The following is a 26,795-nucleotide window of genomic DNA, read 5'->3' as shown; positions in this document are numbered from 1 at the left end:
ATCAGTGCGAGGCGGCGGGCTCGACCGCGCGACGATCGCGCAGGCGACGGCCGAGCCGGTCGAAGGCCAGGTAGATCACCGGCGTCGTGAACAGCGTCAGCGCCTGGCTGACGACCAGGCCGCCGAAGATCGCGATGCCGAGCGGACGGCGCAGCTCCGAGCCTTCGCCCATGCCGAACATCAGCGGCACCGCGGCGAACAGCGCGGCGAGCGTGGTCATGATGATCGGACGGAAACGCAACAGCGCGGCCTGGTGGATCGCATCGCGCGCGGCCAGCCCCTGATCGCGCTCGGCCTCGATCGCGAAGTCGATCATCATGATCGCGTTCTTCTTGACGATGCCGATCAGCAGGATGATGCCGATGATGCCGATCACGCCGAGATCGCTGCCGGTGATCATGAGCATCAGCAGCGCGCCGACCCCGGCCGACGGCAGCGTCGACAGGATCGTCAGCGGATGCACGTAGCTTTCGTACAGCACGCCGAGCACGATGTAGACGCAAACGATCGCCGCGAGGATCAGCCACAGCTGATTGCTGAGCGATTTCTCGTACGCGCTCGATGCGCCGAGAAAAGTCAGGCCGACGCTGCCGGGCATCTTGATGTCTTGCGCGGTCTTGCGGATCGCCGCCACCGCGTCGCCGAGTGCGACGCCGTCCGCGGTGTCGAAGCCGATCGTCGTCGCCGGATACTGCGCGACGTGTGTGACCTGCAGCGGCGATTCGCGCTCGGTCACCTTGGCGAAGGCCGACAGCGGCACCGGGCCGCCCGGTGACTGCAGGTGCAGCAGGTTCAGCGATTCGGGCCGTGTGAGCAGGTCGGGCTTGGCTTCGAGAATCACGCGGTACTGGTTGGTCTCGGTGAAGATCGTCGAGATGATGCGCTGGCCGAAGGCACTGTAGAGCGCGTCGTCGACGGCCGATGCGGTGATCGACAAGCGCGCGGCGGTGTCGCGATCGATGTCGATGTAGGCCGCGCGCCCCTTGGCGCCCGCGTCGGTGATGGCGGTGCGCAGCTCGGGCAGGCCCTGCAGCGCCTGCGTGAGCTTCTGCGCCCATTCCGTCACCGTCGCGGTGTCCGAGCCTTCGAGCGAGACGCGGTATTGCGTCGGCCCGGTTTCGGCGTCGATGGTCAGATCTTGCGTCGGCTGCAGAAACAGTTGCACGCCCGCGACTTTCGCCACCCGATCGCGCAGTCGCTGCATGATCTCGTCCTGCGAGCCGCTGCGTTCATCCTTGAGATTGATCAGCATGCGGCCGGTATGCAGCATCGCGTTGTTGGCGCCGTCGACGCCGATGAAGGAGGCGAGGTTGGCCACCGCTTCGTCATCGAGGATCGCGCGCGCCGCGGCCTGCTGCAGCTGCGCCATGCGCGCGTACGACACCGATTCGTCGGCCTGCGTGCGCGCCTGCAGCTGGCCGGTGTCCTGCGTCGGGAACAGGCCTTTGGGAATCACCACGTAGAGCAGCGCGGTCAGCACGAGCGTGGCGAGCGCGACGAGCAGCGTGAGCCGCTGATGCGCGAGCACCCAGCTGAGCCAGCCGGCGTAGCGCTGCACGATGCGATCGAAACCGTGCTGCACTTTCGCCCCGATGCCTTTCGTCGGATGCAGGCTCGTCGGCTTGAGCCAGCGTGCGGCGAGCATCGGCACGAGCGTCAGCGAGACGATGGCCGAGATCAGGATGGTGATCGCGAGCGTGACCGCGAATTCGCGGAACAGGCGGCCGACGACATCGCCCATGAACAGCAGCGGGATCAGCACCGCGACCAGCGAGATCGTCAGCGAGATGATGGTGAAGCCGATCTCGCTCGCGCCCTTGAGCGCGGCTTCGAAGGGCTTGGCTCCGCGTTCGAGATGGCGCGCGATGTTCTCGATCACCACGATCGCGTCGTCGACGACGAAGCCGGTCGCGATCGTCAGCGCCATCAGGCTCAGGTTGTTGAGGCTGTAGCCGAGCAGGTACATGAGCCCGCAGGTGCCGATCAGCGAAATCGGCACCGACAGGCTGGCGATCAGCGTTGCCTGCGGGCTGTGCAGGAAGAAGAAGATCACCAGCACCACCATCACCACGGCGAGCACGAGCTCGATCTGCACGTGATGCACCGAGGCGCGGATGCCGGTGGTGCGGTCGGCGAGGATGTTGAGCTCGACGCTGGCCGGCAGCGTGTCCTGCAAGTCGCCGAGGCGCGCCTTGATCGCGTCGACGGTCTTGATGACGTTGGCGCCCGGCTGGCGCTGCACGTTGATGATGATGGCCGGCTGCAGGCCGGCCCAGGCGCCGAGCTTCACGTTCTCGGCCGCCTCGACCACGTTGGCGACCTCGTGCAGCCGCACCGGCGCGTTGTTGGTGTAGGCGACGACGAGGTTCTGGTAGTCATCGACCGTTAGCAGCTGGTCGTTGGCATTGATCGTGTACGCGCGCGCCGGCCCATCGAAGCTGCCCTTGGCGCTGTTGGCGTTGGCCGCGTTGATCGCCGATTCGAGCGTGGCGAGCGTGATGCCGTACGAGGCCAGGGCCTGCGTATCGGCCTGGATCCGCACCGACGGCCGCTGTCCGCCCGACATCGTCACCAGGCCCACGCCCGAGACCTGGCTGATCTTGAGCGCGAGCCGCGTGTCGGCGAGGTTGCGTACCTCGGTCAGCGGCAAGGTCTTGCTCGTCAGCGCGAGCGTGAGCACCGGCGCGTCGGCCGGATTGACCTTGGCGTAGACGGGCGGGGCGGGCAGGTCGGCCGGCAGCAGGTTGTTGGCGCCGTTGATCGCGGCCTGCACCTCCTGTTCGGCCACATCGAGCGCCTCGGTGAGCCCGAACTGCAGCGTGATGATCGAGGCACCCGCCGTGCTGACCGAGCTCATGCGCTGCAGGCCGGCCACTTCGCCGAGTTCGCGTTCGAGCGGGGCGGTGACGGTCTGGCTCATGACTTCCGGGCTCGCGCCCGGGTACAGCGTCTGCACCTGGATGGTCGGGTAGTCGACCTCGGGCAGTGCCGAGAGCGGCAGCAGCCTGAAGGCGACGAGCCCGGCCAGCACGATGCCGAGCATGAGCAGGGCGGTCGCGACGGGCCGCTCGATGAAGGGGCGCGAGGGATTCATGATGTCGGCGGTCGTGATCCGTGCCCGGGCTCAGGGCGCGCCGGGCGGAGGACCACCGGCGCCGCCACCGGGCCCACCGCCCGGCGGTCCGCCCTCGCCGTTGTTGCGACGACGGCGGCGCTCGCCCTGGCCTTGGCCCTGGTTCGGACGCTGGCCCGGCGTGAACTGCCTCGGCTTGTCGCCCGGCAGCGTCACCTGCGCGCCTTCCTTCAGGCGATCGCCGCCTTCGGTGACGATCTGGTCACCCGGTTTCAGGCCTTCGAGCACCTGCACCTTGTCGGTGGTGACCTGGCCGCGCTTGATGTTGCGCTGGGTCACCGTCTTGTCGGCCTGGATCAGCCAGACGAAGTCGCCATTGCTGCCGTTGCGCACGGCCGCGGCCGGCACCACCACCGCGTCCCTGATCGTGCGCAGCGTGAGCCGCAGGTTCACGAACTGGCTCGGGAACAGCGTGTTCTCGGCGTTCTGGAACCGCGCCTTGGCGCGCACCGTGCCGGTGTCGGTGTTGACGACGTTGTCGAGCGTCAGGAATTGGCCCTGCGCGAGCGTGCTGGTGCGCGTGCGGTCGAGCGCGGCCGCGGCGAGTTTCTCGCCGCGGCCGACGGGTTCGAAGATCTCGTTGGCGCGATCCTGTGGCACCGTGAAGGCGACATCGGTCGGCGCGATCTGCGTCACCACCACGATGCCGCTGGCGTCGCCGGCGCCGATGTAGTTGCCGATGTCGATCACACGCAGACCGACGCGCCCCGCGACCGGTGATTTGACCTCGGAGAAATCGAGATTGAGCCGGGCGGAGCCGACCGCCGCGCGATCGGCCGCGACCGTGCCTTCGAGCTGTTTGACGGTCGCCGCCTGCGCATCGACCTCCTGCTCGGCGATCGAATCCTGGCCCAGCAGCGTACGGAAGCGTTCGAGCTGCAGCCTGGCGTTCTGCAGCTGCGCCTCGTCGCGCTGCAGCGCGCCTTCGGCCTGGGCCAGCGCCATCTGGAACGGCCGGCGGTCGATCACCGCGAGCACCTGGCCCTTGCTGACGAGCTGTCCTTCGGTGAAGCGGATCTCGGTGATCACGCCCGACACCTGCGGGCGCACGGTGACGGTCGCGATCGGCGTCACCGTGCCGAGCGCCTCGAGCACCACCGGAATGTCCTGCGTGCTCGTCTCGGCGACACCCACGGTGGTCGAAAAACCACCCCCCGGAAAGCCCATGCCGCCCATACCGCGCGGACTGTTGCTGTTACGCTGGCCGAGATACCAGGCCAGGCCGGCGAGCCCGGCGATCACCAGCAACACCACCATCAGACTGACGAGTCTGACCTTGCCCGATGCGCGCGTGAACGCGCGCGCCGCATGCATCGTCGCCGAATTTCTTTGCATTGATTTTTCTCAGGAGAAGCTTGCACAAGGCCGTCCGCCTTGGCGGTGCGCATCGTAGGACGTAACTGTGCAGGAAATTTGCACCCGTCACGGGCACAATAGCGTGCTGACGCGTTACAACGGATTGTCCGTCGGTAAAGTTTTGCAAACGTGCGCTTCACGAATCCTTACGAAGGCATGCTGCGGTTCACCGCGGAGAGATGGCAGAGTGGTCTATTGCGGCGGTCTTGAAAACCGCTGAACCGCAAGGTTCCGGGGGTTCGAATCCCTCTCTCTCCGCCAATTTCCCGTGGGCTTGAGCCCAAGACGTAACAGTCCGATAACGGAAATCAAGGGCGGGAAATCTGCCGATCGCTCACGTTCACGCCGTGGCCTTCGTGGGCTGGCAGATCGTTCTGAGCTTGCAGATTCTGCTGGTTCGTCGCCGAAGCACTCCACTGCACCGTCGCGCCTCGGCGATGGCGCGATGGTGCCGCTGGGAATTGCGACGGCTTTTATGGTCGATGCCACCAAGATCGGGCGCCCTGGTTCCGCCCGCGTTCTTCACCTGGGTGGCCGGTTTCGCTGCGATGAGTGGCGCTGCCCGGCAGCTGCTGGCGTTTTCCTGGCGGCGCCTGCGCCCTTGCGGCTTCGACCGCGCGGCAGCGGTCTTCTTCAGGCCCGCATCTTGAACTCCGGATCGTCGCCACGCGCCGCCACCGTAACGGCCGGCTTCTTTGCTTCGACCGACACCGGCTTGATGCGCTGGCTGCAGCTGGTAACGGAATCGTCGGCCAGGCAATCGACGAAGGCCTGGGCCGATTGCTCGTCGGCGAAGTGATAAATCTTGTTGCCGTCCTCGACGGCGGTTCCCTTGCGTACGGCCATGTCGCTCTCCCTGGTATGTGGTACTGCGCCGGCATCATAAACCCTGCGGTTCAGGGTTCAGTTATGGCATTTGGCGTAGACCGGAAGGCCAGCCTGCGAGGAGATTCACCATGAAAATCACCGCCGCGTTGCTTGCCGCCGGGCTTGCCGGTGCCAGTTTCGGTGCCTGCTCACAAGATCCGATGAAGATGCCGAACGATCCGACCACCGCACCGAGCCCCGAGATGCTCAAGCTCGACAAGGACGGCGACGGCGTCGTCAGCAGAAAGGAAGCGGACGCCAAGCTCGCGAAGAACTGGGACCAGTGGGATGCGAACAAGGACGGCGTGATCGATGCGGTCGAATTCGCGGCCAAGGGCATGCCGTCGCAGCCGCAGGGCGGCCTGCAGCACTGAGTCGCGTCGAGCGCCGCGCAACGGAAAAAGCCTCGCGATCGCGAGGCTTTTTCGTGACGGCTGCAAAGCGAAAACCGAAGCTCAGTCGCCCTGCAACTGCTGCAGGATCGCCGGATTCTCGAGCGTCGAAGTGTCCTGCGTGATCTGCTCGCCCTTGGCGATCGAGCGCAGCAGGCGGCGCATGATCTTGCCCGAGCGCGTCTTCGGCAAGTTGTCGGCGAAGCGGATGTCCTTGGGCTTGGCGATCGGGCCGATCTCCTTGCCGATCCAGTCGCGCAGCGCGGCGGCCGTCTTCTTGGCCTCGTCGCCGGTCGGGCGCGCGCCCTTGAGCACGACGTAGGCACAGATCGCCTCGCCGGTGGTGTCGTCCGGACGGCCGACCACGGCCGCTTCGGCGACCAGCGGATTGGCCACCAGCGCGGACTCGATCTCCATCGTGCCGAGGCGGTGACCCGAGACGTTCAGCACGTCGTCGATGCGGCCCATGATCGTGAAGTAGCCGGACTTTTCGTCGCGGATCGCGCCGTCGCCAGCCAGATACAGGCGGCCGCCGAGTTCGGCCGGGAAGTAGGCCTTGGCGAAGCGATCGGGATCGTTCCAGATGGTGCGGATCATCGACGGCCACGGACGCTTGACCACCAGCACGCCGCCTTGGCCATTGGGCAGGTCGTGGCCGGTCTCGTCGACGATGGCGGCCATGATGCCGGGCAGCGGCAGCGTGCAGGAGCCCGGAACCAGCGGCGTTGCGCCGGGCAGCGGCGTGATCATCTGGCCGCCGGTTTCGGTCTGCCAGAAGGTGTCGACGATCGGGCAGCGCTCGTGGCCCACTTCGCGGTGGTACCACATCCAGGCTTCGGGGTTGATCGGCTCGCCGACCGAGCCGAGCAGGCGCAGCGACGACAGGTCGTAGCTCTTCGGGTGCACCTTGGCGTCGGATTCGCTGGCCTTGATCAGCGAGCGGATCGCGGTCGGCGCGGTGTAGAAGATGGTCGCCTTGTGGCGCTGGATCATGTCCCAGAAGCGGCCGGCGTTCGGGTACGTGGGCACGCCTTCGAACACGATCTGCGTCGCGCCGGCCGCGAGCGGGCCGTAGGCGATGTAGGTGTGGCCGGTGATCCAGCCGATGTCGGCCGTGCACCAGAACACGTCGCTGGGCTTCAGGTCGAAAGTCCAGTGCATGGTCAGCTTGGCCCACAGCAGATAGCCCGCGGTGGCGTGCTGCACGCCCTTGGGCTTGCCGGTGGAGCCCGAGGTGTAGAGCACGAACAGCGGATGCTCGGCCTCGATGGCCACGGCCTCGCACTGTTCCGGCTGGTTCTGCACGAGCTCGTGCAGCCAGCGATCCTTGGCGTTCCAGGCGATCTCGCCGCCGGTGCGCTTGTAGACGAGCACGTGCTCCACGGCCTCGCAGCCGCCCATCGCGAGCGCTTCGTCGGCGATGCTCTTGAGCGGCAGCGACTTGCCTCCGCGAACCTGGCCATCGGCGGTGATCAGCACTTTGGCGCCGATGTCGACCAGGCGCTCCTGCAAAGACTTGGCCGAAAAGCCGCCGAACACCACCGAATGCGTCACGCCGAGCCGCGCGCAGGCTTGCATGGCGACTACGCCTTCGATCGACATCGGCATGTAGATGACCGCGCGATCGCCCTTGGCGAGGCCCAGCGACTTCAGGCCGTTGGCGAACTTGCAGACCCGGCGGTGCAGGTCGGCGTAGCTGACGTGCGTCACTTCGCCGCCGTCGGCTTCGAAGATGATTGCGGTGCGATCGCCGCGGCCGGCTTCGATGTGGCGATCGAGACAGTTGTACGAGGCATTGAGCTTGCCGTCGTCGAACCAGCGGTAGAACGGGGCCTTGCTCTCGTCGAGCGTGCGCGTGAACGGCTGGCTCCAGGCCAGCTGCTCGCGCGCGAGGCGAGCCCAGAAGCCGGTGTAGTCGGCCTCGGCTTCGGCGCAGAGGGCGTTGTAGCCCTCCATGCCGCGGATATTGGCCTGGGCGACGAAATCGGCCGGAGGCGGAATCAGGCGGGTTTCGTTGAGTACCGAGGTGATTTGACTCATGCAGCTTCTCCACAGGGCTGGCGGGCGCGGCGCGAACTCTCTATCCGGAGTCGCTGGTCGCGAGGTTCTCTGGCGGCACTATCGGCGCCCGAACCGAATTCGGCGCGCCACGAGGGGAAAAGCTTACTACCCGATGGCGGACATATCGGCTGAATACGACTAACGACTAAGGAAGTTTACGGATTGGTGACCTGTAGCGGCCTATCGCATCCGTCTGCGCGCGTCGGGCTAGCCGAGCCTGCGTTGCCCGCCCTAGCGACGGCCACGTCTCCTCCTGGTGGCTTTGTCCCGACTCACCCGCCGTCACTCCTCCGGATGCTGTCGGAGCATTGCGGGCCACTAGCCGAAGACCACCATGCTCTGCCGGCTCAGCATCGCCGGGCTGCCGTCGGGCGCCCAGATCATCGCGGTCTGGCTGGTGTAGCCGTCGGCGGCCGAGAGCACTTCGGCGTCGAAGCGCCAGCCCTGCAGCGGCAAATGGTCGTAGCGATCGGCGAGCAGTTCGAGCATCCAGGTCATCGAGCTGCCCGGCGCGGGTTTCCTGAGCAGGGTGATCGCCAGCGGCGGGATCACGTCGGCGATCGCCGGCAGGTGCAGCTCGGTGACCGTGCCGCTGTGCTTGAAGCCCACTTCGATGACGGCCTTGGCCTCGCTCGCACCCGAATACGGCAGGCCCCCGTGCAGCCAGCGCACGTCGAAATGCTGCAGAAAGTCCGGCGTCACGCCCTTGATCTGCGGCAGCGTGATGATCTTGCCGGCCGGCACTTCGGGCTGCGCCGGGCGAATGCGGACGGCCGATTGGCGGGTGGCGCCGAACACGCCGATGACCAGGCACAGCAGCTGCCCGCCGAGCTGGAGCCGGCCTTCGATGTGCGTCGCGTTCTTGCCGGCGCGCAGGATAGTTGCGTGGGCGCGCAGGTCTTCGCTGGCCGGCACCGGGGCCAGGAAGGTCACCTGCACGGTGCGCAGCGGGGCGCCGTCCGGAATCAGCGCGCGCATCGCCTTGAGCACGATCGCCACCTGCAGGCCGCCATAGGCGCTGCGGCCCTGCAACCAGTCTTCGGTGAGGCGCAGACCCCAGCCGCCGTCCACGGGTTGAATGCTCTGCATCAGGCTTTCGAAGTCCATTTGGAAATTCCGGTTCAGTGGGATGAGCAGCAAGCTAGTGCAGCGGTCGACGCGGTGGATTGGCCCCTCGGACAGCGGTTGCTATGATCGCCACCGCACTCCAGCCCGTGCACGGATGGCCCGCCGACGCGGGCCATTGTCGTTTGTGGCCGCCGCCGCCGGGTAGTACGTTCTATTGGCTTGTTTCCGGGCGCTGACGTGCGCCTAAAGTGTCAGACGAGATCAAGAGGTTGTCATGCAGGTAACTCGCAAGACCTTCGATGAGGTCATGGTTCCCAACTACGCGCCTTCGGACATCATTCCGGTCCGCGGCCAGGGCTCCCGCTTGTGGGATCAGCAGGGACGCGAGTTCCTCGATCTGGCCTGTGGCATCGCGGTGACCGGGTTGGGCCATTGCCATCCCAAGCTCGTCGATGCGCTGACCGAGCAGGCCAACAAGCTCTGGCATCTGTCCAACGTGATGACCAACGAGCCCGCGCTCAAGCTCGCGAGACGGCTCGTCGAGCTGACCTTCGCGGACCGCGTGTTCTTCTGCAATTCGGGAGCCGAGGCCAACGAGGCCGCGTTCAAGCTCGCGCGCAAGCATGCTTCGTCCAAGTACGGCGCGCACAAGAACCAGATCATCAGCTTCTTCAATGCCTTCCACGGCCGCACGCTGTTCACCGTGAGCGTCGGCGGGCAGGCCAAGTACACGCAGGGCTTCGAGCCGCTGCCGGGCGGCATCACGCATCTGCCGTACAACGACGTCGAGGCGCTGCGCGCCGCGGTCGGCGAGCAGACCTGCGCGATCGTGCTCGAGCCGATGCAGGGCGAGGGGGGCCTGACGCCGGCGACGCCGGAATTCATCAGGGCCGCTCGCGAACTCTGCGACCGCTTCAACGCGCTGTTGATCTTCGACGAAGTGCAGACCGGCAACGGACGCAGCGGCACGCTCTACGCCTACGAGCAGTTCGGGGTGGTGCCGGACGTGCTGACCACGGCCAAGGGCATCGGCGGCGGCTTTCCGCTCGGTGCGATGCTGGCCAAGGCCGATGCTGCGGCGAGCCTCGCGTTCGGAACCCACGGCTCCACTTACGGCGGCAACGCGCTGGCCTGCGCGGTCGGGCTCGCCTCGATCGAAGAAATCGCCTCGCCGTCCCTGCTCGCCAACGTCAACGCGCGCAGCGAGCAGCTGCGCGAAGGCATTCTGGCGAGCGCTCGCCGGCACGGCCTGTTCAGCGGTGTGCGCGGCATGGGTCTGCTGCTCGGCGCTCCACTGGTCGACGCCTGGAAAGGCCGCGCCAAGGACATCGTCAACGCCGGCATGCGCCACGGCGTATGGACGCTGGTCGCCGGTCCGGATGTGCTGCGCCTGGCGCCGCCGCTCAACATCACCGAGGCCGATCTGGCCGAAGGCCTGCGTCGTCTCGATCTGGCGGTGGCCGAACTCGCGGCGGCCGGCCCCGGCGGAGGCTGATGCGGCCGGCCACGCCCATCGCGATCGAACCCGGACGCCCCGGCGCGTCCGGGCCGTTACCGTTTTGCGGCCTGGCTCGTCGCGAGGCCGCGTGAGCTCCGGCGTCACCGACGATGTGATGCCGGTTTCAGCCGAACTTTCCCGGCGGCTCGCCGAGGCCTTGCGCGGCGTCTCGTCGCTGCGCCTTTCGGAGTACCGGACGTCGACCTTGCTGCGCCATCTGAAGGCCCGCATGCGTCGGCTCGAACTGGCCTCGCCCGAAGACTACGTCGAGCGCCTCGTCGCCGATCGCGAGGAATGCGTCGCCCTCGTGCACGACCTGCTCGAGTCGACCACGGTGTTCTTCCGTGACCCGGAAGCCTACGCGGGCCTCGCGCGCACCCTGCCGCACCTGCTGCTCGCCGCGCCGGTGCCGCACATCTGGGTGCCGGCCTGCGCGGCCGGCGAGGATGTCTACTCGATCGCGATGCTGGTGGCCGAAGCCCAGCTCGGCAGCGAGATTCCGGCCGATTTCTTCGTGCTCGGCACCGACATCGATCTCGATCTGCTGCTCGAAGCCCAGCGCGGCGGCTTCGGTTCGATCTCGGCGGCGCTGGTGCCGGCGCATCTGCGCGAGGCCTACCTGGAGTTCGACGACGGCGAATGCCGCGTCTCGCGCTCGCTAATGTCGTTCTGCTCGTTCGCGCTGCACGACGTGCTGACCTCGCCGGCGATCCAGGCTTTCGACCTCGTCGATTGCCGCAACCTGCTCGGCTCGCTGCAGCTGCATGCGCAGCGCCGGGCGGTCGAGCAGTTCGCGGCCGCACTGCGTCCGGGCGGACTGCTGCTGGTCGGGCGCAACGACGTCATGAACGCGCACCACGATCTGTTCGAACGCAGCGCGCTCGCCAATGGCCTGTTCGTGCGCCGCGAGCTGCTGCCGTCGATGTCGCAGGCCGATACGCTGCCGTACACGAGCTATCGCGAGGCGCTCGAGGTGTCGGCCACGCTCGGCGCGGTGCTCGACGAGCACGGCCACCTGCTCGAAGTGAACCCGACCCTGCTGACCTTCCTCGGCAGCCAGCTCGACTGGAGCGGCCGCAACGCCGAAGCGCTGCTCGCGGCCGGCGAATGGACGCGGCTGCTGCGCGCGCTCGGTCAGTCGGCACGCGCCGAGATGGACCTGCATCTGCTCATCGGCGACCACGCCGCGCCGGCGCGCGTCTCGCTGAGCCGCTGGCAGACTGCTCAGGGCCCGCGGCTGATCGTCGAATGGAGGCTGGAACCGGAGCCCGGAGACCCGCGTCCGCCGGGCGATTTCCTGCATCTGGTGCGCACCGGGCTGCGCATCATGGGCGAAGGCGTGATCGCCACCGATGCGCTCGGCAGCATCGATCTGATCAATCCCGCAGCCGAGCGCCTGACCGGCTGGTCGCAGGCCGAGGCACTCGGTCTCGGCCACGACAGCGTGCTCAAGTTCGTAAGCCAGGGGCAGGCGGTCGCGGCGAGCCCGGTCTGGCGTTGCCTGCGCCGGGAAGGCGAGACGCTGATCCGCGAGGAGCGCCAGTTGCTCGGCCGCGATGGCCGTCGGCTGCGCGTGCGGCTGACCTGCGCACGGCTGGTCGAGGACGGCGTCGTGCTCGGGGCTCTGCTGCTGCTGCAGGACATCACCGAGCAAAGCCTGCTGGTCGCCGAGCTCGCCTACCGCAGCGCGCACGATAGCCTCACCGGACTGTACAACCGCGGCGAGTTCGAGCGCCGGCTGTCGGCCGCGCTGGCCCTGGCCAAGAGCGGCGAGGCCACGCACTGGCTCGCGCTGATCGACATCGACCAGTTCAAGGTCATCAACGACACGCTCGGTCACTATGCGGGCGACGAGCTGCTGCGACGGCTCGCGCCGGTGCTGCGTTCGCAGCTGCGTTCGGACGATGCGGTCGCCCGGCTCGGCGGCGACGAGTTCGGCGTGCTGATCCGCGCTGGCGACGCGACCGAGGCGAGGCGGATCATCGATCTGCTGCTCGACGCGGTGCGCGGCTATCGCTTCGCCTGGGACGAGCGCAGCTACAGCGTGACGGTGAGCGTCGGCGTGGCCGAAGTCAGTGCCCAGAGCGAGGACATGGCGCGCGTGTTCGCCAATGCGGATGCGGCCTGCTTCGCGGCCAAGGACGCCGGGCGCGATCGTTCTCGCTGGGTGCTGCACGGCGACGCCGATATTCGCCAGCGGCACGCCGAAATGAGCATGGTCGGGCGCATCGGCAAGGCGCTCGACGAGCAGCAGTTCCTGCTCTTTTACGAAGACGTGATTCCGGCGAGCGGCTCCACCCAGGTGCATTACCGCGAGCTGCTCGTGCGCATGCTCGACGACGACGGCACGCTGGTACAGCCGGCCGCCTTCATCGCTGCGGCCGAGCGCTATTACCTGATGACCGCGCTCGATCGCTGGGTGGTCGACCACGCTTGCGCGGGCATTGCGAGGCTGCCGGCCGACGGCGTGATCTACGCGATCAATGTCTCGGGCATGTCGCTGTCGGACGACCAGTTCCTGGCCTTCGTGATCGGCTGCATCGAGCGCTATGGCGTGGCGCCCGAGCGCATCTGCTTCGAGATCACCGAGACGGCCGCGATCTCGCACTTGTCCGAGGCGATGAGCTTCATCAACCGGCTCGCCGACCTGGGCTGCCGCTTCGCGCTCGACGATTTCGGCGTCGGCATGGCCTCGTTCTCGTACCTGAAAACGCTGCCCGTGCACTTCGTGAAGATCGACGGCAGCTTCGTGCGCACCATGCACAGCAGCGCGGTCGATCGCAGCATGGTCGAGGCGATCAACCGGCTCGGCCACGACATGGGCCTGCGCACGATCGCCGAGCATGTCGAGGACGCGCAGACCTTGTGCGCGCTCGGCGCGCTCGGCGTCGACTGGGTGCAGGGCAAGGCGATCGCGCCGGGCCGGCCGTTCAACGAACTGCTCGGCTGAGCAGCGCGTTTGGTGAACTCTCTACACTGTCGCCTGACCACCGCCCGCCGCCTGCGCATGAAATCAGCCGTTGCCTTCTGCCTCGCCGCCGTCACCGCCTTCGCGCTCATGCCGGTCGCCGCCTACGCCCAGGGCCAGCTGCTGCGCATCCAGGAGCTGCAGGGCAAAGCCGAGTTGCAGCGCGGCGGACGTTCGCAGGCCGCTGCCGAAGGCGGAGTTCTGCAGGCCGACGACGTTCTCGTACTGGGCTCCGGTGCGCGCGCAGCGCTCAAGCTGGGCCGCCACGGCCTGCTCGAACTCGGGCCGGGCAGCTCCGTGCAGATCGAGCGCCTGCCGTTCGCCACCTACGCGACCGACCTGCGCACCGTGCTGCGTTTGCAGAAAGGCTACCTGCGCGTGATCTGGAAGCAGCCGCCGCTCGACATCCACTGGCCGCTGTTCGTCTACGTGGACACCGACAGCGCGAACCTGATCACCGGCGAGTACTTCTTCGAGAAAACCAGCCTCGGGAAAGCCGGCGAGGGCCGGGCCCTGTGCTCGGCCGAAGGCGATCTGACGCTGACCGGGGCCGGGCATGCCGACAGCACCAAAGTCGAGGCCGACAGCTGCTGGATCGTCGCTCCGGGCGTGGCCGGATTGCGCAAGGCGGTCGACATGGACGACTGGATCGCGGTTCGCCAGGATCGGACGCTCGGGCGAATGGCCCAAGCGCCGAGGACGGCCGTGGCCGCCGCATCGGCGCCTGCGCCGGCGACCGCAAGCGCGCCTCCAGCGGTGGCAGCGGCGACTCCGCAGCCCGCGAAGCCGGCCGAAAGGCCTGTCGAAAAGCCACAGGTTACTCAGACTCCGACGGCCGTTCCGGGCCTGGGTCCAGGTGCCGACACGCTCGCAGCCGCGCAGCCGACGCTGCCAGCGTATGTGCCCAAGCCCAAGCCCGCCACCGAACGGCCGACGCCGGCGACCAGCGCGCTCGCGCCGACATCCGTTCCGGCATACGTGCCTTCATCGGCCCCGACTCCAAGCGCTCAAACGGTGACCCCGACTCCGCCGTCGCGACCGGCGTATCAGCCTTCTTCGGTCGCCGCGACGCCGGGCGGCGCCCCGGCGACGAATCCGGCTCCGGCCCCGCTGCCGGCCTACAAGCCGGCGACGCCCGCGCCGGCCGCCGTGGTCGAAGCGCCCAAGCCGACGCCCAAGCCGGCCGCGGCGAGCAGCGGTCGCTGGGCGGTGAATATCGCGTCGGTGCCCGATCGCCCGAGCGCGCAGAAGGAGCTCGCCAGGCTCGGCAAATCCGGTTTCGCCGGCGCGATCGCCGAGGCCGAAGTCAAGGGCAAGACCTGGTATCGCATCCAGATCCAGGGCCTGCAGAGCCGCGAAGAGGCCCACGACATCGCCGAACAGCTCAAGTCGGCCGGCTATGCCGCGCCGTGGGTGATCAAGCCTTGACGGTCGGCGCCACCACGGCGATTCGCACCAGCGCTCAGGTCGCCAGCGCCAGATAAGCCGAGACCGTGGCGAGCGAGACCACGGTGGAGATCAGGATCACGCGTGACGTCACCTCGGCCTCGCGCCGATACAACTCGGCGAGCATGAACGGCCCGGTGCCGGTCGGCAGCGCGGCGAGCAGCACGGCCAGGTGGGTGAGCGTCGCATCCAGCCCGAACACGTAGCTCGCGAGCAGCCAGGCCACCAGCGGCTGCAGCAGCAGCTTGAAACCCACCAGCAACGCCGCTCCGTCCTGCCGCGGCGCCTCGGCAGGCTTGCGATCGCCGGCCAGGAACAGCCCGAGCGCGATCAGCGCGCACGGCGAGGCGGCGCCTCCGAGCAGCTTCAGGAAGCTGTCGACGCCGGCCGGCGGCTGCGATCCGTTGATCGGGAACAGCGCGGCGAGCAGCGGCGCGACGAGCAGCGGATTGCGCGCCAGCGAGCCGCCGACCTTGAGCGCGAGCCGGCCGCGGCTGGCCTGGGTCTGCAGGCTGATCTCGATCAGCACGATGGCGATCGCGAACACTCCGCAGACGACGATGATCGAGGCGATCAGCGTCGGTGCCAGTCCCTCGCGGCCGAAGCAGACGAGCACGAGCGGAAAGCCCATGAAGCCGGTGTTCGAATAGGACGCGTTGAGCGCATCGATGGCCGCGTCGGCCAGGGGCCGGCCGCGCCGCCAGCGCAGCCACAGCGTGAGCGCGAACATCAGCAGGCAGCTGATGCCGAACACGGCGATGAAGCCCGGCAGCCAGATTTCGGCCCAGCGCACGTGGGCGACGATGTCGAACAGCAGGGCCGGCAGCGCCAGGTAGACGACGAAGCGGTTGAGTTCGGTGGTGGCCTGGGTGCCGAGCACGCCGAGGCGGCTTGCGAGCCAGCCGGCGAGGATCAGCGCAAAGATCGGCGCAACGACCGTGAGAATCGAGAGGATGGACAACGGCGGATTCGCAACGAGCGGGATGTGCCAGTGTAGAGCCGGCGCTCACGGCGACGGCAAAGGTCCGACCAGTCCGGCGCTCAGTCGCGGCTCAATCGATGAAATAGGGCTGCGGCCGGCTCAGCGCGGTGTCTCCGACGTGCAGGCCATCGGCCTCGGCTTGCGACAATTGCAGCACCACGCTCGCGACGAAACCGCCCGCGGCCCCCGGAGCCGACTGCACCACTTCGCCGACCGACTGATCCTGCCCGCCCAGGTGGATCGAAGCGCCGGCCTCGGGTGCCGCACCCGTGCCGCTGCACAGGAACAGGCGCCGCTTGAGCTGGCCGAGATAGTGCAGGCGCGCGACGATCTCCTGGCCCGTGTAGCAGCCCTTGTCGAAGCTGATGCCGCCGAGCCGGTCGAGATTGGCCATCTGGGCGACGAAGCGATCTTGCGTCTGCGCGCCGACCACCGGTTCGCCGGCCAGGATTTGAGCCCGCATCCAGGCATCGAAGCCGGCGGTCGGCGCGTCGCTCAAGCGCGAAGCCAAAGCTTCGATCGCCGCGACCGGGCCATGGACGCTGTAGCGCGGGGTATCGCCGAAACGGCGCAACACGCGCAACTCGCCGGCGACGGCGTATCCGAGCGCCTCGGCCGGTGCGGGCAGGCCGGCCGCCGCGAGCGCGGCCGGCGCCTCCGCGCCGACCAGGCCGAGGCTCGCCTCATCCGTCGCGATCGTCAGCGTGAGCTTGGAGCGCAGCACGAACATGCGCAGGCGTTTGGCGATGGGCTCGGCGATGCTGCGCGGCAGTTCGAGATCGATGCTGCCGTCGCGACGCATCAGCGTGAGTACCGCGAGCATGCGTCCCTTGGGACTGTTGTAGCTCGACAGCTGAGCCTGCTTGCCCGACAGCCTGGAGATGTCGTTGCTGAGCTGGCCTTGCAGGAAAGTGTCGACATCGGGGCCGCGGGCCTGCAACAGAACCGTGTCCGCATCGAGCCGGATGAGCGCCAAGTCTTTGTTCATGAAGCGTGATTCGTTTTGCGATAATTCTTGATCGGGAATCGCGATGAGACCGCGAGTACGGTTTCGTTGCGACAGGTGTGGCAACTTTGTCACACTATGGCGGTTAAGGTACCCCGTTTAGCCCTGTTCAATCGAAGATCGATTCAAGCGAACCGCAATGCATCCTGTGTCGAGCAGCAGCTTGTCCCCCGCTGGTGAAAATGAGGCAACGGTGCGTCGCTTCAAGCCCGCCAGCGAAGCTGCGGCGACGGAAACCATCGTTCGGTTCGCGGGAAAGTCCAAGGCCAAGGCGGCTGCGGTAGCGCAGATCGGAGAGGCATCGGTCATCGCTCAGGCAGCGAGCACCGAAAGCGCTCCGGGAACGGTGCGGGAGATCGGAGGGCGCAAAGACGGGCTCGAACCGACGCGTTATGGCGACTGGGAGAAAAACGGTCGCTGCATCGATTTTTGAACCCATGCTTCAAGGCCCTGCGCCATCGGGCCGGCTGTAGCCGTACGCGACACACAAGCTGCAAAAACCGCTGTCACAACACAAGCCAAGCGCAAGTCGAAAAGCGGCTGGCCTTCACGTCCCAGACCTCAAAGGGAGTCGGAATGAGCACAAAAAAGGCGTCGGTCGTCAGCCGGCCGTTATCCCCCTTCATGATCGGCCCGTATTACAAGCCGCAGCTCACTTCGATGCTGTCGATCACGCATCGTCTGGCCGGCCTGATCCTCACGCTCGGCTCGCTGTTCATCACCGGCTGGCTCGTCGCGCTCGCCGCCGGCCCGGCCTGGTACGGCGCCTATGCGGGCCACATGCTCGCCTGGTACGGCCAGGTCCTGCTGTTCGCCTGGAGCTGGTGTGCGCTCTATCACCTCTGCAACGGCATGCGTCACCTGGTCTGGGATACCGGACGTGGGCTCGACATCAAGTCGGCCTACACGATGGGTTACGCGGTGATCTTCGTCTCGACCATCCTGACCATCGCGGTCTGGATCCTTGCCTACGCCGTCTGATCGGGAGCCAACCATGAGCCTTCGTTCTCCGCTTTCCCGCGCTCGCGGCCTGGGTTCCGCCAAGTCCGGCGTGCATCACTTCTGGGTCCAGCGCCTGACCGCCATCGCGCTGATTCCGCTGACGCTGTGGTTCGTGTTCTCGGTCGCCAATCTGGCGGGCGGCGACTATGACGCCGTGCGCTGGTGGGTGAGCTACCCGGCCGTGGCCGTCACGCTGGTGCTGTTCATCGCGGTGTCGTTATACCACGCCGCATTGGGCGTGCAGGTCGTCATCGAAGATTACGTCGGCCACGAAGGCGCCAAGCTCGCCATGATCGTGCTCGCCAAGTTCGGCCTCGCCGTGCTCGGCGCGATCAGCATCTTCGCCGTCCTCAAGGTCGCGCTCTCGTAAGAGCCGCCACCCAGAAAAAATAGAGATCGAACATGGCGCATCAAGCCGACATCAAATTCCCCAAGGTCCGTCCCGGTTACGAGATCGTTCATCACGAGTACGACGTGGTCGTCGTCGGTGCCGGCGGCGCCGGCCTGCGCGCCACGCTCGGCCTGGCCGAAACCGGCCTGAAGACGGCCAACATCACCAAGGTGTTCCCGACGCGTTCGCACACGGTCGCCGCGCAGGGCGGCATCTCCGCCGCGCTCGGCAACATGGGCCAGGACGACTGGCGCTGGCACATGTACGACACCGTCAAGGGCTCCGACTGGCTCGGCGACCAGGACGCGATCCAGTACATGTGCCGTGAAGCCATTCCGGCGATCATCGAGCTCGAACACTACGGCCTGCCGTTCTCGCGCACGCCCGAAGGCAAGATCTACCAGCGTCCGTTCGGTGGCATGACGACGCATTGGGGCGAAGGCACCGCGCAGCGCACCTGCGCCGCCGCCGACCGCACCGGCCACGCGATGCTGCACACGCTCTATCAGCAGAGCCTCAAGTGCAAAGCGCAGTTCTACGTCGAATACTTCGCGCTCGACCTGATCATGGACAAGGGCGAGTGCAAGGGCGTCATCGCGATGGACATGGCGACCGGCGTGCTGCATCGCTTCCGCGCCCACACCGTGATCCTCGCCACCGGCGGCTACGGCCGCGCCTACTTCTCGGCGACCTCGGCTCACACCTGCACGGGCGACGGCGGCGGCATGGCGCTGCGCGCGGGCGTTCCGCTGCAGGACATGGAATTCGTGCAGTTCCACCCGACCGGCATCTACGGCTCGGGCTGCCTGATCACCGAAGGTGCGCGTGGTGAAGGTGGATATCTCACCAACAGCAAGGGCGAGCGCTTCATGGAGCGCTACGCGCCGAACCGCAAGGACCTCGCCTCGCGCGACGTCGTCTCGCGTTCGATGACGATGGAAATCCGCGATGGCCGCGGCGTCGGCGCCGAAGGCGATCACATTCATCTGCATCTCGAGCACCTCGGCGGCGACGTGCTGCACGCGCGTCTGCCGGGCATCTCGGAGACCGCGAAGATCTTCGCGGGCGTCGATGTCACCAAGGAGCCGATCCCGGTCATCCCGACGGTGCACTACAACATGGGCGGCATCCCGACCAACTTCTATGGCGAAGTGGTCACCGTGCGCGACGGCAACCCGGACAGCGTGATCCCGGGCCTGATGGCGGTTGGAGAGGCGGCCTGCGTGTCGGTGCACGGCGCAAATCGTCTCGGCAGCAACTCGCTGCTCGATCTCGTGGTGTTCGGCCGTTCGGCCGCCATCCGCGCCGCGCAGGTGGTCAAGAAGGGCGCTCCGCACAGCACCATCTCGGACGAATCCGAAGATTTCTGCCTCGATCGTCTCGACAAGTTGCGCTACGCCAAGGGCAGCCGCAAGACCGCCGAAATCCGCCTCGAAATGCAGAAGACCATGCAGAAGCACGCAGCGGTGTTCCGCACGCAGGAATCGATGGAGGAGGGCCTGGTCAAGCTCAAGAAGACCATCGAAACCTTCAAGGACGTGCAGGTCTCCGATCACTCGCTGATCTGGAATTCCGACCTCATCGAAACCCTCGAGCTCGAAAACCTCATGGGCCAGGCGCTCGTGACGCTGGAGTCGGCCGCGGCGCGCAAGGAATCGCGCGGCGCGCATGCGCACGAAGATTTCCCGGACCGCGACGACGTGAACTGGTTCAAGCACAGCTTGGCCTGGCGCACCGGCGAGACCGAAGTGAAGCTCGGCGATCGCCCGGTTCACATGTACACGCTCGACGACGAGATGCAGGTCGTTGCCCCGCAGAAGCGCGTTTACTAAAGCGCGCTTTCCGCAAGCCAGCTCAGATGCGCAACGCTTAAGTTGCCGACAGAACAGACGTAGGAGCAAGCCAGATGGCCCAGTTGACGCTTCCCAAGAATTCGACCATCGACAAGAAGGCCGGCAAGCACTTCAAGGCCCCGGCCGGCGCCAAGAAGGTTCGCAGCTTCAAGATCTACCGCTACGATCCGGATACCGGCGCCAATCCGCGCGTCGATACCTATGACATCGACATGGCCGCCTGCGGCCCGATGGTTCTCGACGCGCTGATCAAGATCAAGAACGAGATCGACCCGACGCTGACCTTCCGTCGTTCCTGCCGCGAAGGCATTTGCGGTTCGTGCGCGATGAACATCGACGGCACCAACACGCTGGCCTGCACCAAGGGCTGCGACGAAATCAGCGGCGACGTGAAGATCTATCCGCTGCCGCACATGCCGGTGGTGAAGGACTTGGTTCCGGATCTCACGCACTTCTACGCGCAGCTCGCTTCGGTGGAGCCCTGGCTCAAGACCGACAGCCCCGCGCCGACGCGCGAGCGCCTGCAGTCCGAAGAAGAGCGCGCCAAGCTCGACGGCCTCTACGAGTGCATCCTGTGCGCGTGCTGCAGCACGTCCTGCCCGAGCTACTGGTGGAACGGCGATCGCTACCTCGGCCCGGCGATCCTGCTGCAGGCTTATCGCTGGCTCGCCGACTCGCGCGACGAAGCCACCGGCGATCGTCTCGATGCGCTCGAAGATCCGTTCAAGCTCTATCGCTGCCACACGATCATGAACTGCACCAAGACCTGCCCGAAGGGTCTGAACCCGGCCAAGGCGATCGCCGAGACCAAGAAGATGCTGGTCGAGCGTCAGGGGTGAGGAATCCCGGAGTGCCTTGAACGGTACTCCGGAATTTCCGAACGCCCGACAAGAGAGCGGCGGTTGCGCCAGGGAAGGCAAGCCCCCGCAATTCAAAAAGAGCCCGGCTCATGCCGGGCTCTTTCGTTTCCGATGCCGCTTACAATGCGCCTCTTATGAGCACTGCCAATCCCCGTGTCCGCTGGCTGCTGCGTCGAGGCATGAAAGAACTCGACGTCGTCGTCACGCGCTACTACGAGCAGCACTACCCGAACGTCTCCGAGGCCGAGCAGGCCACGTTCGTGAACCTGCTCGAAACCGTCGAAGACCCCGACATCTGGTCCTGGGTGATGGACTATTCGCCTGTGCCGGCCGAGTACGCCGATGTCATCGAACGACTCCGAGTCCACTCTTGACGTAAGGCTGCAGCCTTCGCGGCGCGCGCTCGGCTGGGTCTACCTGCTGCACTTCGTTCCGTTGGTGCTGCTCGCGGTTTCGATGCGTGCAGGCAATGCCATGGTGCTGCTCGCGGTCGCGCTCGCGGTTTCCTGGTGGTGGCTGCGCCGGCACCCGGTGTTCGGCTACGGTCCGCGCGCGATCGTGCGCCTGGTCTGGCAGCCGGGTACGGGCTGGCAGATACACGACGCGAGCGGCAAAACCCAGCGCACGGTGCTCGCCAACAGCACGATGATCGGGCGCTCGCTCATCGTCATGAACTTCAAGCCCGACGATGCGCCGATACGTACGCGCGCCCTGTTCGGGGGTGAGCTCGGCGACGAGCCGCTGCGCCGGCTGCGGGCCCGCCTGCTCGCGAGACCCTCGAAGCGGGACAGCGGATCCGGTTCAGCTGAAGCGCCGTAAGGCGCGGCTAGGCTGCGCGGATGATCTCCCTCCGCGGCCCGACATGCGCTCGTTCCTGCTCTGCTCGTTCACCCTGCTTGCGCTCGTGGGCTGCAGTCTCATGAGCCCCAGGCGCGAGCCGATCGCGCTGGTGCCTTCCATTGATCTGCCGCGCTTCATGGGCGACTGGTACGTGATCGCGACGATTCCGCTTTGGCCCGAGCGCAAGGCGTACAACCCGATCGAAACCTACACGCTGCAAGCCGATGGCACGATCGGCGTGCGCTATCGCATGCGCAAGGGCGGTTTCGACAAGCCGCTCAAGGTTTATCGTCCGACCGGCTTCGTCGAGCCCGGAACCGGCAATGCGTTGTGGGGCATGCAGTTCGTCTGGCCGTTCAAGGGCGAATATCGAATCGCTTTCGTTGAATCCAGTCCCAACGGTGATTACTCGGCAACGATCATCGCGCGCAGCAAGCGCGATTACGTCTGGCTGATGGCGCGTACACCCACGATCACGGAAACCGATTATCAGCGCTACGTGCAGCGTATTGCTGCGATGGGATATGACGTCGCCCAGCTCCGGCGTGTGCCACAACAGCGGCCGGAGCCGGTGACGAAGGACTGAGTCGGGAGATTCACCTCAGAGATTCACCGCGGCCATGCCGGCATCCGGATAACGCAGGCCCGCGACCTCGTGACTGACGAGCAGGGCATCGAGCGTTTTCCGGTCTGCCTCGCGAAGCTTTACTTGTGCGGCTCCGAGGTTCTCGTCCAGCCGCTCGATGCGCCGCGTTCCCGGAATCGGCACGATGCCGGCCGGATGCTGCAGCAGCCAGGCGAGGGCGATCTGTGCAGGCGTATGGCCGAGTTCGCTGGCAATGGCCTTCACGGGTTCGAGCAGGCGCAGGTTCCGCTTGAAGTTCTCGCCGACGAAGCGCGGTGAGCTCAGGCGATTGTCTCCGTCGCCGAGCGCCGCAGGGCTCTGGAACGCGCCGGTCAGGAAGCCGCGACCGAGCGGGCTGTAGGCGACCACTCCGATGCCGAGTTCGCCGCAGGTCGGCAGGATGTGATCACCGAGATCGCGCGACCACAGCGAGTATTCGCTCTGCAGTGCGCTGATCGGATGCACTGCCGAGGCGCGGCGCAAAGTCTTAGCTCCGGCTTCGGACAAGCCGAGGTAGCGCACCTTGCCGGACTTCACGAGTTCGGCCATCGCCCCGACCGTCTCCTCGATCGGCACGTTCGGATCGACCCGATGCTGGTAGTACAAATCGATCTGCTCCACGCCGAGGCGCTCGAGGCTCGCCTCGCAGGCGGAGCGCACGTACTCGGGCCGACCGCTGACGCCCAGGCGCTCGCCGTTCGGGCCGCGCACGATGCCGAATTTGGTCGCCAGCACAATTTCGCTGCGGCGTTCGCGCAGCACCGAAGACAGCAGGCGCTCGTTGGCGCCGACGCCATACATGTCGGCGGTATCGAGGAAATTCACCCCGCGGTCGAGCGCGTGATGCAGCACCTTGAGGTTGAGCGCTTCGTCGGCCGGCCCGTAGAACTCGGACATGCCCATGCAGCCCAGCCCCAGGGCGGACACTTCGAGACCCTGGAGGCCAAGCCTGCGACGCGGAAGCATGGAAGTCATCGTGATTGCCGGGCGTTCGTCATTGAGTGAGTCGCCAGCTTAGGGATCGCGAAGTGATGAACGGTAGACCGTTCCTGTGGTCTTCTTGCCTGATCCTGCCTTCGGCCTGGCCTGCGCGGCGGGCCTCGCTATGATGCATCCCACTCGAGGGGCCCGGTGCGAAAGGGAGTTTTCATGCACACCAACATTTCGGAGCTGCATTCGCCTGCATCGCCGAGGGATGCGCGGCACAAGGAGCTCGCCGCTCGCCTGTCCTTGCTGGCCCGCGTCGATGGTCTCAATCAGACGCGGTTCGCCCCGCTCACGCTGAGTCGTGCGACGACGCCGACCCAGCGGATGCCCATGGTTTATCAGCCTTCGCTGTGCGTGGTGGTGCAGGGCAGCAAGCGGGCCACGCTCGGCGAAGAGGTGTTCAACTACGATCCGCTGAACTATCTCGTCGTCTCGGTGGCCTTGCCGATGATGAGCCAGATCGTGCAGGCCAGCCCCGAGAATCCGTATCTGTGCCTGCGGCTCGCGCTCGATGTCGAACAGATTTCGACCCTGCTGCTCGAGCTCGACAAGACACGAACGCCGGTTGCCTCGCGAGCCACGCGCGGACTTTACGTTTCGCGCCTCGGTGATTCGTTGCTCGACGCGGTGTTGCGGCTCGTGCGCCTGCTCGACGCGCCCCAGGAACTGCCGGTGCTCGCGCCGCTGGCCGTGCGCGAAATCCACTATCGATTGCTGATCGGTGATTTGGGGCATCGGCTCGTCAATCTCGTCGCCGGGGGCAACACACAGCGCGTGTCGCGTGCGATCAGCTGGATCTCCGAGCGCTATACGCAACCGCTGCGGATCGAACAGCTCGCAGAAGCGGTGCACATGAGCCCGTCGACCTTGCATCACCGCTTCAAGGCACTGACCTCGATGTCGCCGCTGCAGTATCAAAAGCAGTTGCGCTTGCACGAGGCGCGCCGGCTCATGCTGACCGACGATCTCGATTGCGCGGTGGCCGCGCATCGGGTCGGCTACGAAAGTCCCTCGCAGTTCAGCCGCGAATACCGGCGGCTGTTCGGTGCTCCACCGCGTCTGGAGATCACCCGGCTGCGCAAATCGGCCTAGCCAGGGCGTGCGCTGCGGAACCGGGGCTCAGGCCGGTTTGAGCCGGCTATGGCGTGCGTCCGGGCAGAATCGTCGGAGCGACTTCGTCATTGGTCTGCGGATGATCGAGCGTGTAATGCAGCCCGCGTGATTCCTGGCGCGCGAGCGCCGAGCGCACGATCAAATCGGCGCAGGCGGCGAGGTTGCGCAGCTCGATCAGGTGATGGCTCACGCGGTAATTGCCGTAGAACTCCTGAATCTCCTGCTGCAGCAGCTCGATTCGGTGCTGGGCACGCAGCAGGCGCTTGGTCGTGCGCACGATGCCGACGTAATCCCACATGAAGGTGCGCAACTCGAGCCAGTTGTGCGAAACCACCACATCCTCGTCCGAATCCGATACGCGCGATTCGTCCCACGGACGCGCCGGCCCCGGCGCCGGCATGCTCGGCAGGCGCAGGGCGATGTCGTCCGCCACCGCTTCGCCGAACACCAGGCATTCGAGGATCGAGTTCGAAGCCAGTCGATTGGCTCCGTGCAGGCCCGTGCAGGCGGTTTCGCCGGCCGCGTAGAGGCCGCGCACGTCGGTGCGGCCGGACAAATCGGTCATCACGCCGCCGCAGGTGAAATGCGCGGCCGGCACTACCGGAATCGGCTCGCGCGTGATGTCGATACCCACGCTCAGGCAGTGCGCGTAGATGCTCGGAAAATGGTCCTTGATGAACTCCGCGCTCTGGTGCGTGATGTCCAGGTGCACGAAAGACAAGCCGAGCCGCTTCATTTCGTGATCGATCGCGCGGGCCACGATGTCGCGCGGAGCGAGCTCCTCGCGCGAATCGAAGCGTGGCATGAAGCGCTCGCCGGTGGTCGGCAGACGCAGCACCGCGCCTTCGCCGCGCAGGGCTTCGGTGATCAGAAACGAGCGCGATCCCTTGCCCGAACCCGGGTTGTAGAGAATCGTCGGATGGAACTGCATGAATTCCATGTTGGCGACGCGGCAGCCCGCACGCCAGGCCATCGCGATGCCGTCGCCCGAGGCTCCATAGGGGTTGCTCGAATACAGATAAACCTGGTTCGCGCCGCCGGTGGCGAGCACCACGCACTTGGCCGAAACCGCTTCCACGCGCTTGCTGTTGCGGTCGTAGAGATAGGCGCCGACGACGCGCTCGCGCCGGGTATCCAGAATCAGGTCGAGCGTGACGAGGCGCTCGCGCACGCTGATCAGCGGATTGGTGAGCACCACGCCGGCCAGCGTGGTCTCCACCGCGTGCCCGGTGGCGTCGGCCGCATGCACGACGCGACGATGGCTATGGCCGCCTTCGCGCGTCAGGTGCAGGCCTTCGGGGTTGCCGGCGCCGGTGTCGCGCGTGAACGCGACGCCGAGCTCGTTGAGCCAGCGCACCACGCCGGGACCGCGCTCGACGGTGAACTTCACCGCCTGGTCGTCGCACAGGTCGGCGCCGGCGATCAGGGTGTCGCGGACGTGCGCCTCGAGCGAATCGTCCTCGTCGAACACCGCCGAGATGCCGCCCTGAGCCCACAGCGTGGCGCCGGATTCGAGCTGGGTCTTGGAGACAACGGTGGAGCGTATGCCCATCTGCGCGAGCTTGAGGGCGCAAGTGAGGCCGGCAGCACCGCTGCCGATGATCAGGACTTCGGATTCATTCATGAGCGGGTTAGACTGTTACGCTTGTCATGCCGCGCAGGGCGGGCGCGGTCATCCGTGCACCGAAGTGTAGCGGCTGACGACAACCCAGGGCGAAAAGGCCACACGGCCGCGATGAGCGAAGATCAAGTCGACGAACAACTCGTAACCCGCGCTCAGAACGGCGATCAACGCGCGTTCGAGCTGCTGGTGCGCAAGTACCAATACAAGATCATCCAGCTGGTCGGCCGTCTGGTCGGCGAAGCGGATGCGCCCGATGTCGCCCAGGAAACCTTCATCAAGGCCTACCGCGCGCTCAATGGCTTCCGCGGGCAGAGCGCGTTCTACACCTGGCTCTATCGCATCGGCATCAACACCGCCAAGAACTATATCGTCGCGCGCGGCCGCCGGCCCTCGACGCAGGACATCGATGTCGGCGATGCCGAGCAGTACGGGCACACCGAGCAGCTGTCGGATGTCGACACCCCCGAATCGCTCTTGCTGTCCGATGAGATCAAGCGCAAGGTCGCCGAGAGCATCGCCAAGCTGCCTCCCGATCTGCGCCAGGCGATCACGCTGCGCGAGCTCGATGGGCTTTCGTACGAGGAGATCGCCGAAGTCATGAACTGCCCGATCGGAACCGTGCGCTCGCGCATCTTCCGGGCGCGTGAAGCGATCGATGCGGTCGTGAAGCCCCTGCTCGGCTAAGCTGCCTGGGTAGCCTGTCATCGAATTCAAGGGAAGCGT

General features: G+C 66.4%; 23 protein-coding genes and 1 tRNA gene. 15 read left to right on the top strand and 9 right to left on the bottom strand.

The features are described 5' to 3' along the window. Window position 1: 1 nt before the first annotated feature. Window positions 2-3,094, bottom strand: coding sequence for an efflux RND transporter permease subunit (locus WQQ_RS02865; protein WP_007183550.1), 3,093 nt, complete (start codon window positions 3,092-3,094; stop codon window positions 2-4). Between the two features lie 30 nt (window positions 3,095-3,124). After that, a complete protein-coding gene (locus WQQ_RS02860; protein ID WP_007183549.1) occupies window positions 3,125-4,468 on the bottom strand; it encodes an efflux RND transporter periplasmic adaptor subunit in 1,344 nt (447 codons plus the stop codon). A gap of 194 nt (window positions 4,469-4,662) precedes the next feature. Between WQQ_RS02860 and WQQ_RS02855 the strand changes: the two genes are divergently transcribed. Further along, window positions 4,663-4,750: transfer RNA gene (locus WQQ_RS02855), tRNA-Ser, on the top strand. Window positions 4,751-5,122: 372 nt separating this feature from the next. Here the strand turns inward: WQQ_RS02855 and WQQ_RS02850 are convergent. Beyond that, window positions 5,123-5,335 carry a hypothetical protein gene (locus WQQ_RS02850; RefSeq protein ID WP_007183546.1) on the bottom strand — a complete coding sequence of 71 codons (213 nt, stop codon included), beginning with the start codon at window positions 5,333-5,335 and terminating at the stop codon, window positions 5,123-5,125. 110 nt (window positions 5,336-5,445) lie between these two features. Between WQQ_RS02850 and WQQ_RS02845 the strand changes: the two genes are divergently transcribed. Continuing rightward, window positions 5,446-5,730 (top strand): EF-hand domain-containing protein, encoded by a 285-nt coding sequence (locus tag WQQ_RS02845; protein ID WP_007183545.1) that lies wholly within the window; start codon window positions 5,446-5,448, stop codon window positions 5,728-5,730. 81 nt (window positions 5,731-5,811) lie between these two features. On the opposite strand, the gene acs is transcribed toward WQQ_RS02845, so the two are convergent. After that, window positions 5,812-7,788 (bottom strand): acetate--CoA ligase, encoded by a 1,977-nt coding sequence (gene acs / locus WQQ_RS02840; protein WP_007183543.1) that lies wholly within the window; start codon window positions 7,786-7,788, stop codon window positions 5,812-5,814. Window positions 7,789-8,127: 339 nt separating this feature from the next. Beyond that, on the bottom strand, window positions 8,128-8,916 hold the full coding sequence (locus tag WQQ_RS02835; RefSeq protein WP_007183542.1) for an acyl-CoA thioesterase: 789 nt from the start codon (window positions 8,914-8,916) through the stop codon (window positions 8,128-8,130). A gap of 235 nt (window positions 8,917-9,151) precedes the next feature. Between WQQ_RS02835 and WQQ_RS02830 the strand changes: the two genes are divergently transcribed. The 3 genes from WQQ_RS02830 to WQQ_RS22810 all read left to right on the top strand — a co-directional run bounded on the left by WQQ_RS02830 (window position 9,152) and on the right by WQQ_RS22810 (window position 14,771). Next, a complete protein-coding gene (locus tag WQQ_RS02830) occupies window positions 9,152-10,372 on the top strand; it encodes an acetylornithine/succinyldiaminopimelate transaminase (RefSeq protein WP_040452880.1) in 1,221 nt (406 codons plus the stop codon). 91 nt (window positions 10,373-10,463) lie between these two features. Further along, window positions 10,464-13,325, top strand: coding sequence for an EAL domain-containing protein (locus WQQ_RS22815; RefSeq protein WP_007183539.1), 2,862 nt, complete (start codon window positions 10,464-10,466; stop codon window positions 13,323-13,325). A 57-nt stretch (window positions 13,326-13,382) separates the two neighbouring features. Then, entirely contained in the window at window positions 13,383-14,771 is a 1,389-nt protein-coding gene (locus tag WQQ_RS22810) for an SPOR domain-containing protein (protein WP_050997550.1), read from the top strand. A 34-nt stretch (window positions 14,772-14,805) separates the two neighbouring features. On the opposite strand, the gene WQQ_RS02815 is transcribed toward WQQ_RS22810, so the two are convergent. Both WQQ_RS02815 and ygfZ read right to left on the bottom strand, forming a co-directional pair. After that, window positions 14,806-15,744 carry an AEC family transporter gene (locus WQQ_RS02815; protein WP_040453491.1) on the bottom strand — a complete coding sequence of 313 codons (939 nt, stop codon included), beginning with the start codon at window positions 15,742-15,744 and terminating at the stop codon, window positions 14,806-14,808. Between the two features lie 97 nt (window positions 15,745-15,841). After that, window positions 15,842-16,759, bottom strand: coding sequence for a CAF17-like 4Fe-4S cluster assembly/insertion protein YgfZ (gene ygfZ / locus WQQ_RS02810; RefSeq protein ID WP_007183536.1), 918 nt, complete (start codon window positions 16,757-16,759; stop codon window positions 15,842-15,844). Window positions 16,760-16,970: 211 nt separating this feature from the next. Between ygfZ and WQQ_RS25375 the strand changes: the two genes are divergently transcribed. From WQQ_RS25375 to WQQ_RS02770, 8 genes are all read left to right on the top strand, one after another. Next, window positions 16,971-17,210, top strand: a complete 240-nt coding sequence (locus tag WQQ_RS25375; RefSeq protein WP_007183535.1) for a DUF1674 domain-containing protein — start codon at window positions 16,971-16,973, stop codon at window positions 17,208-17,210. 143 nt (window positions 17,211-17,353) lie between these two features. Continuing rightward, window positions 17,354-17,758 (top strand): succinate dehydrogenase, cytochrome b556 subunit, encoded by a 405-nt coding sequence (gene sdhC / locus WQQ_RS02800; RefSeq protein WP_007183534.1) that lies wholly within the window; start codon window positions 17,354-17,356, stop codon window positions 17,756-17,758. 13 nt (window positions 17,759-17,771) lie between these two features. After that, the gene (gene sdhD, locus WQQ_RS02795) at window positions 17,772-18,149 is read left to right on the top strand and encodes a succinate dehydrogenase, hydrophobic membrane anchor protein (protein WP_007183533.1); all 378 of its coding nucleotides are present in this window, start codon (window positions 17,772-17,774) and stop codon (window positions 18,147-18,149) included. Window positions 18,150-18,181: 32 nt separating this feature from the next. Beyond that, entirely contained in the window at window positions 18,182-20,002 is a 1,821-nt protein-coding gene (gene sdhA / locus WQQ_RS02790) for a succinate dehydrogenase flavoprotein subunit (protein ID WP_007183532.1), read from the top strand. A gap of 74 nt (window positions 20,003-20,076) precedes the next feature. Beyond that, on the top strand, window positions 20,077-20,862 hold the full coding sequence (locus WQQ_RS02785) for a succinate dehydrogenase iron-sulfur subunit (protein WP_007183531.1): 786 nt from the start codon (window positions 20,077-20,079) through the stop codon (window positions 20,860-20,862). A gap of 155 nt (window positions 20,863-21,017) precedes the next feature. Further along, a complete protein-coding gene (locus tag WQQ_RS02780) occupies window positions 21,018-21,257 on the top strand; it encodes an FAD assembly factor SdhE (RefSeq protein ID WP_007183530.1) in 240 nt (79 codons plus the stop codon). After that, window positions 21,226-21,702, top strand: coding sequence for a protein YgfX (locus tag WQQ_RS02775; RefSeq protein ID WP_007183529.1), 477 nt, complete (start codon window positions 21,226-21,228; stop codon window positions 21,700-21,702). The genes WQQ_RS02780 and WQQ_RS02775 overlap by 32 nt, the downstream gene beginning before the upstream one ends. A 43-nt stretch (window positions 21,703-21,745) precedes the next feature. After that, window positions 21,746-22,309, top strand: a complete 564-nt coding sequence (locus tag WQQ_RS02770; protein ID WP_007183528.1) for a lipocalin family protein — start codon at window positions 21,746-21,748, stop codon at window positions 22,307-22,309. 15 nt (window positions 22,310-22,324) lie between these two features. Here the strand turns inward: WQQ_RS02770 and WQQ_RS02765 are convergent, their stop codons facing one another. Next, complete coding sequence (locus tag WQQ_RS02765) at window positions 22,325-23,323, bottom strand: aldo/keto reductase (protein WP_157534482.1); 999 nt, start codon at window positions 23,321-23,323, stop codon at window positions 22,325-22,327. Between the two features lie 174 nt (window positions 23,324-23,497). Between WQQ_RS02765 and WQQ_RS02760 the strand changes: the two genes are divergently transcribed. Further along, window positions 23,498-24,427 carry an AraC family transcriptional regulator gene (locus tag WQQ_RS02760; RefSeq protein WP_007183526.1) on the top strand — a complete coding sequence of 310 codons (930 nt, stop codon included), beginning with the start codon at window positions 23,498-23,500 and terminating at the stop codon, window positions 24,425-24,427. Between the two features lie 46 nt (window positions 24,428-24,473). Here the strand turns inward: WQQ_RS02760 and nadB are convergent, their stop codons facing one another. Continuing rightward, window positions 24,474-26,072, bottom strand: coding sequence for an L-aspartate oxidase (nadB, locus tag WQQ_RS02755; RefSeq protein WP_007183525.1), 1,599 nt, complete (start codon window positions 26,070-26,072; stop codon window positions 24,474-24,476). A 111-nt stretch (window positions 26,073-26,183) separates the two neighbouring features. Between nadB and rpoE the strand changes: the two genes are divergently transcribed. Continuing rightward, complete coding sequence (gene rpoE / locus WQQ_RS02750; RefSeq protein WP_040452871.1) at window positions 26,184-26,756, top strand: RNA polymerase sigma factor RpoE; 573 nt, start codon at window positions 26,184-26,186, stop codon at window positions 26,754-26,756. Window positions 26,757-26,795 lie beyond the last annotated feature (39 nt).

Source organism: Hydrocarboniphaga effusa AP103 (assembly GCF_000271305.1).
GTDB classification, from domain to species: domain Bacteria; phylum Pseudomonadota; class Gammaproteobacteria; order Nevskiales; family Nevskiaceae; genus Hydrocarboniphaga; species Hydrocarboniphaga effusa.
Note: the sequence above shows the minus strand (reverse complement) of the source record. Positions and strands in the feature narration are given on the sequence as shown.